6 protein-coding genes are annotated in these 6,218 nt (G+C 69.1%); 4 read left to right on the top strand and 2 right to left on the bottom strand.

Annotated features, from left to right (window positions below):
- Positions 1 to 2 precede the first annotated feature (2 nt).
- Together ACLFOB_RS02315 and ACLFOB_RS02310 are read left to right on the top strand one after the other, a co-directional pair.
- A complete protein-coding gene (locus ACLFOB_RS02315) occupies positions 3 to 305 on the top strand; it encodes a P-II family nitrogen regulator (RefSeq protein WP_410924645.1) in 303 nt (100 codons plus the stop codon).
- Positions 306 to 339: 34 nt separating this feature from the next.
- Positions 340 to 1,677 carry an ammonium transporter gene (locus tag ACLFOB_RS02310; protein WP_410916023.1) on the top strand — a complete coding sequence of 446 codons (1,338 nt, stop codon included), beginning with the start codon at positions 340 to 342 and terminating at the stop codon, positions 1,675 to 1,677.
- A 102-nt stretch (positions 1,678 to 1,779) separates the two neighbouring features.
- Here the strand turns inward: ACLFOB_RS02310 and ACLFOB_RS02305 are convergent, their stop codons facing one another.
- Positions 1,780 to 2,940 (bottom strand): DNA recombination protein RmuC, encoded by a 1,161-nt coding sequence (locus ACLFOB_RS02305; RefSeq protein WP_410924643.1) that lies wholly within the window; start codon positions 2,938 to 2,940, stop codon positions 1,780 to 1,782.
- Positions 2,937 to 4,787: a DNA mismatch repair endonuclease MutL gene (gene mutL / locus ACLFOB_RS02300; protein ID WP_410924642.1), complete on the bottom strand. Its 1,851-nt coding sequence runs from the start codon at positions 4,785 to 4,787 to the stop codon at positions 2,937 to 2,939. The genes ACLFOB_RS02305 and mutL overlap by 4 nt, the downstream gene beginning before the upstream one ends.
- A gap of 115 nt (positions 4,788 to 4,902) precedes the next feature.
- Here mutL and ACLFOB_RS02295 point away from each other — a divergent pair, with 115 nt between their 5' ends.
- Together ACLFOB_RS02295 and ACLFOB_RS02290 are read left to right on the top strand one after the other, a co-directional pair.
- Complete coding sequence (locus tag ACLFOB_RS02295) at positions 4,903 to 5,802, top strand: MBL fold metallo-hydrolase (RefSeq protein WP_410924640.1); 900 nt, start codon at positions 4,903 to 4,905, stop codon at positions 5,800 to 5,802.
- Positions 5,803 to 5,815: 13 nt separating this feature from the next.
- On the top strand, positions 5,816 to 6,193 hold the full coding sequence (locus ACLFOB_RS02290) for a rhodanese-like domain-containing protein (protein ID WP_410917230.1): 378 nt from the start codon (positions 5,816 to 5,818) through the stop codon (positions 6,191 to 6,193).
- The last annotated feature ends 25 nt before the right edge of the window (positions 6,194 to 6,218 follow it).

Raw genomic sequence — 6,218 nt, 5'->3', positions numbered from 1 at the left:
AGCTGGAGGAGGTCCGGGAAGCCCTGACCGCCATCGGCGTGCGCGGCATGATGGTAACCGAGATCAAGGGGTTCGGGGCGCAGTCCGGCCATACGGAGATCTACCGTGGCGCGGAGTACGCGGTGAATTTCGTGCCCAAGATCAAGCTGGAAATCGCGGTCGACGCGCCGATGGCCGACCAGGTGGTCGATACCATCGCCAAGACCGCGCGCACCGGAAAGATCGGTGACGGCAAGGTCTTCGTGCTCGATCTGGCACAGGCCGTGCGCGTGCGCACGGGCGAGACGAATGCGGACGCGCTCTGACGCGGGCCAAAGGATGAAAGAGGGAAAAGCACTCATGAAACTCACGAGAACTCTTGCCCTGGCCGGCGTGCTGGCGGCGCTGCCCGCGCTCGCCATGGCGCAGGACGAGACGGCGGCGCCGGGCTTCGACGTGATCGGGCCGTACATAATGACCACTCTGCTGTTCTGCATGGCGGGGTTTCTCGTCTTCTTCATGGCGGCGGGCTTCGCGATGCTCGAGGGCGGGCTCGTCCGCTCGAAGAACGTCACCATGCAGATGACGAAGAACATCGGGCTCTATTCCTTCGCCGCGATCATGTACTGGCTGATCGGTTTCAACCTGATGTATCCCGGCGATGGCTGGCTCATCAGCGGCTGGGTGGGACCGTTCTTCAGCACGACCGTGCTTGACCCGGTCGGAGTCGCGCCCGAGGAGGCGGCGCTGGACTACGCGTCCATCGGCTCGGACTTCTTCTTCCAGCTGGTATTCGTGGCCGCCACCGCGTCGATCGTGTCGGGCGCCCTGGCCGAACGGATCAAGCTGTGGCCGTTCCTCATCTTTGTCATCGTGCTGACCGGCGTCATGTACCCGATTTCGGGCTCGTGGCAGTGGGGCGGCGGCTGGCTGTCCGAGATGGGGTTCTCCGACTTCGCCGGCTCGACGGTCGTGCACTCGGTGGGCGGCTGGGCCGCGCTCGCGGGGGCGATCGTCCTCGGGCCGCGCCTCGGCAAGTACGACAAGGAGGGCAAGGTGCATCCGATGCCGGGCTCGAACCTCGCGCTGGCGACGTTGGGCACGTTCATCCTGTGGCTCGGCTGGTTCGGTTTCAACGGCGGCTCGCAGCTCGCCATGGGCACCGTGGGCGACGTGTCCGACGTGTCACGCATCTTCGCCAATACCAACATGGCCGCCGCGGCCGGCGCGGTGACCGCGTTGATCCTGACCCAGGCGGTCTACGGCAAGCCCGACCTGACCATGGTTCTCAACGGCGCACTGGCCGGCCTGGTGTCGATCACCGCGGAACCGCTCGCGCCGTCGCTTTTCGGCGCTCTCTGGATCGGTGCCATCGGCGGCGTCATCGTGGTGTTCACCGTGCCGCTGCTTGACAGGTTCAAGATCGACGACGTCGTCGGCGCGATCCCGGTGCACCTCTTCGCCGGCATCTGGGGCACGATCGCCGTGATCTTCTACGGCGAGGCGAACCTCATCACCCAGCTCACGGGTATCCTGGCCTACGGCGTGTTCACCTTCGGCGGCTCCCTGGTGGTCTGGTTCATCCTGAAGGCTGCGATGGGCATCCGCGTCGGCGAGGAATCCGAGGTCAACGGGCTCGACATGTCGGAACTGGGCATGGAGGCCTATCCGGAATTCTCCAAGGGCGGCGCGGCCTGAGCCGGGCTTCTCCCGTCAAGTCCGGACCCGGGCGGTGCGCCGCCCGGGTCCTCTTTTTCCGGAAGAGCGAGTCGCACTGTCGCCTGCGCGATGCGACGCGCTCTACCCTCGGGGCGCGACCGCGACGGGGGCGTCCGGCGCGAGATCCTCGAAATCGAAGCTGTCGAGCCGGCGCGCCCGCGTGCCGGCCTTTTCCGCGCTGACCTTGATCTCGGCGATGTCGCGCGCGGCCTGGCCGAAGTGACGATCCAGGTTCTGGACCCGCGCGCCCAGCCGCTCGACGTCTGCGTGCAGAAGCGACAGTTCGCGGCGGATGCGCCCGGCTTCTGCCTGCATCCGCGCGTCCTTGAGGATCGCGCGCATCGTTGTCAGCGTCGCCATGCAGGTGGTGGGCGAGACGATCCAGACCCGCGCGGCGAAGCCCTCGCGCACGACCTCCGGGAAATTCGCGTGCAGTTCGGCATACACCGCCTCCGACGGCAGGAAGAGGATCGCGCCCTCGGCCGTCTCGCCCTCCAGCACATATTTCTCGGCGATTGCGCGGATGTGCGTGCGCACGGCCTGCCGCAGCGCCTGTCCGGCGCGGCGGGCGTCCTCTGGGGTCTCGGCGCGACGCAGCGCCTCGTAGGCCTCCAGCGGGAACTTCGAATCGATGGCGATGGGACCGGGCGGCTCCGGCAGGTGGATCACGCAGTCGGGCCGCGCGCCGTTTGAAAGCGTGGGCTGCAGCGTGTAGCTGTCGCGCGGCAGCGCCTTTGCGAGGATGTCGTTGAGCTGGATCTCGCCGAAGGCGCCGCGGGTCTGCTTGTTGGACAGGATGTCCTGCAGGCCGAGAACGTCGCCCGACAGCCGCGTGATCTTTTCCTGCGCGCGGTCGATGGTCTTGAGCCGCTCCTGCAATTCGCCCAGAGTCTGCGCGGTGCGGCGCGCGCTGCCCGTCAGGCTTTCGGCCATCTGCGTGTTGACCTCGGCCAGCCGCGCCTCCATCAGCCGCAGCGTCTCTGCCTGGGCACGGGCCTGCGTGTCCGCGACGTGGGTGAGTCCGCCGGTCAGGCGCTGCTGCCCGTCCGACAGCGCCTGAACCTGCCGGCCCAGCCGGTCCATCTCGGCCGCCAGGGGCGCGGCGACCCGTGCCGCGCGGCCCGCCGCGCGCGCGGTCGAAACCAGCAGGAGCAGGACCAGGAGGGTCAGCGCCGCGCCGCCCAGCACGGCCAGCACCCCCGGATCCTCCAGCGAAAGGGCCCGCCCGTCGATCTCGATCATCGCCGCCCGAACAGCCGCTCGATGTCCGCGAGCTTCAGCTCGACGTAGGTGGGCCGCCCGTGGTTGCACTGCCCCGAAAGCGGCGTCGCCTCCATCTCGCGCAACAGCGCGTTCATCTCCCCGGCCCGGAGCCGCCGGCCCGAGCGCACCGAGCCGTGGCAGGCCATGCGCGAAAGAACGGCCATCAGCCGTGCCTCCAGCGCGGTTGCACTGCCCGTCTCTTCCAGCGCGTCGGCCACGTCGCGCAAGAGCGCGGGTGCATCCACCTCGCCCAGGAGCGCGGGGGTTTCGCGCACGGCCAGCGCCTCGCCGCCGAAGGGTTCGATCACAAGGCCGAGGGTGGCCAGCGCCTGCGCGGCCTCGATCAGTCGCGTGCGCCCCGGCTCTGGCATCTCGACCACCTCGGGGATGAGCAGGGCCTGCGCGGCGACGCCCCGCGCCTCGAACTGGCGCTTGAGCCGTTCGTAGACCAGCCGTTCGTGCGCCGCGTGCGCATCGACGATCACCATGCCGTCCATGGTCTGGGCAAGGATGTAGGTCTCGTGCAGCTGCGCCCGCGCCGCGCCCAGCGGCAGGCGCTCTGCCGGGGTCTCCTCGGCCCCTTGCGGGGCCTCCTCGACCGACTCCACCCGCGCCGACCAGTCTCTGGCCATCTCGGCGAAGCCGGGCTGCGGCGCCTGCGCGCCGTATGCGGCAGCGCGCGCCGAGGCCGAAGGGCGGTCCATCTGGTAGCGCGGCGCCGCCGGCGCCTCGGGGCGCGCCGTGCCCAGCAGCCCTGCGCCCACGGTCGAGGACGCGCGGTGCCCGGCCTCTGCCAGCGCATGCCGCAGCGCCGAGATGATGAGGCCGCGCGCGAGGCCCGGATCGCGGAAGCGCACCTCGGTCTTCGCCGGGTGCACGTTGACGTCCACAAGCTCCGGGTCGCAGTCGATGTAGAGCGCGGCGGCCGGGTAACGGCCCGCAGGCAGCACGTCCATGTAGGCCGCCCTGAGCGCGCCCAACAGCATCCGGTCCTTCACCGGCCGGCCGTTGACGAACAGATGCTGCGCCACCGCCGCGCCGCGCGAATAGGTGGGCAGCGCGGCATAGCCCGTCAGGCGCAGCCCGTCGCGCGCTGCCTCGATCCGCAGGGCGTTCTTCGTGAACTCCGCGCCCAGCACGCGGGTCAGCCGGCCGTGCAGCGCGTCGAAGAGATCGCCGGTCTCCGCATCGGCGCGAAAGCTCACCCGTTCCTCGCCGCCCGAGCCATCCGTCAGCGTGAAGCTGACGAAGGGTTCCGCCATCGCCAGCCGGCGCAGGATGTCGCCGATCGCCTGCGCCTCGGCCCGGTCGGAGCGCAGGAACTTCAGCCGCGCGGGCGTCGCGCGGAAGAGGTCGCGCAGCTCGACCACCGTGCCCCGGCGCAGCGCCGCCGGCCGGACCTCGCCCAGCCGCCCGCCGGTCACCGTGATCTCGGCCGCTTCGGCACCGGCCACGCGAGAGGCGATGCAGAGCCGCCCGACGGCGCCCATCGAGGCCAGCGCCTCGCCCCGGAAGCCGTAGCTGGTGATGTTGAGCAGGTCCGAGCCGTCGATCTTCGAGGTGGCGTGGCGCGCGACCGCGAGCGGCAGGTCCCCGGCCGCGATGCCGTGGCCGTCGTCGGTGACGCGGATCAGCGTCTTGCCGCCGTCGGCCTGCGCCACCTCGATTCGTCGCGCGCCCGCGTCGAGCGCGTTCTCGACCAGTTCCTTGACCGCCGAGGCGGGACGCTCGACCACCTCGCCGGCAGCGATGCGATTGATGGCCGCTTCGTCGAGGGCGCGAATCGCCGGGCGGGCGGGGTGCATCTTGTGGCTCGCGTCATTCATGCCGCAAAACCTAGCATGGTCGCGCGCGATTTGGCCAGCGCTCAGACGTGCCCCTTTAAAACGGAAGACATTCCATTAGGTGCATGTCAAACGCAGACCACGAAAGGAAATCGCGATGTTCACAAGAGAAAGCCCCTCGCAGGGTCCCGGCTCGCCGCGCGTGGTGGGCTTCTACGAAGAGCCCAGCGGCAGTATCCAGTATGTCGTCATCGACCCCTCGACGAAAAAGGCCGCGCTGATCGACGTGGTGCTGGGGTTCGACCCGGCCCACGCCAGCACCGACACCTCCGCCGCGCAGGAAATCCTCGACTTCGTCCGCGCCGAGGGGCTGACGGTCGAGTGGATCCTCGACACCCACCCGCATGCCGACCACATGATGGCCTCTGCCTGGCTCAAGGAACAGCTGGGCGCACCTGCCGCGATCGGTGCCAAGGCGCGCGAGATCGCGAAGCTGTGGGAAGGCATCTACAACACGCCCGGCGCGCTCGACCCGGACCGGGATTTCGACCGTCTCTTCGAGGAGGGCGAGACCTTCTCGATCGGCGACCTGCCCGTGCGCGTGATGCTTTCGCCGGGCCACACGCTGGGCTCGATCACCTATGTGGTGGGCGAGGACGCGGCCTTTGTGCATGACACGCTGATGCATGTCGATGCCGGCACCAGCCGCGCGGACTTCCCCGGCGGCTCGGCCTCGGAGCTTTACGATTCGCTCATGGCGATCCTGTCGCTGCCCGACCGGACGCGGCTCTTCGTGGGCCACGACTATCCGCCCGTCGGCGACCGGAAGGATCCCGCGTGGGAGGCCACGGTGGCCGAGCACAAGGCCCACAACAAGCACCTGGGCGGCGGCACGACGCGCGAGGAATTCGTGAAGATCCGCGAAGAGCGCGACGCGACGCTCCCTTTGCCGGACCGGATGCTCTATGCCCTGCAGGTGAACCTGCGCGGCGGGCGGCTGCCCGCGCCAGAGGACGACGGCAAGAGCTACTTCAAGATCCCGGCCAACAAATTCTGAGGAGACCAGCGCGATGAAGACCGAACATGTGGGCGAGGCGACCTTCGAGACGTGGACACCCGAGGAGGTCTTCGAGGCCTGTCACAAGGGCCAGATCGTGGTGATCGACGTCCGCACGCCGCAGGAATACATGTTCGAGCACATCGAGGGCGCGATGCTGATGCCGCTGCCCTTCTTCAAGCCCGAGATGCTGCCGGGACAGACCGACAAGAAGATCGTGCTGCACTGCGGCTCGGGCGTGCGCAGCGAGAAGATGGCGCGGCTGGCGATGGAGCGCGGGCTGGACCGGATCGCCCACATGGAGGGCGGTTTCGGCGCGTGGAAGGCGGCCAAGCTGCCCTACATCGGGACCAACATGGCCACTGGCGCGCCGCAGAAGGTCGAAGGCTGACCGCGGCACTCGGTTCCGGCGCCGC

The sequence above is a fragment of the Rhodosalinus sp. genome, assembly GCF_046542825.1.
Taxonomy (GTDB): Bacteria; Pseudomonadota; Alphaproteobacteria; order Rhodobacterales; family Rhodobacteraceae; genus Rhodosalinus.
This window is presented reverse-complemented; position numbering and strand designations above follow the sequence as displayed.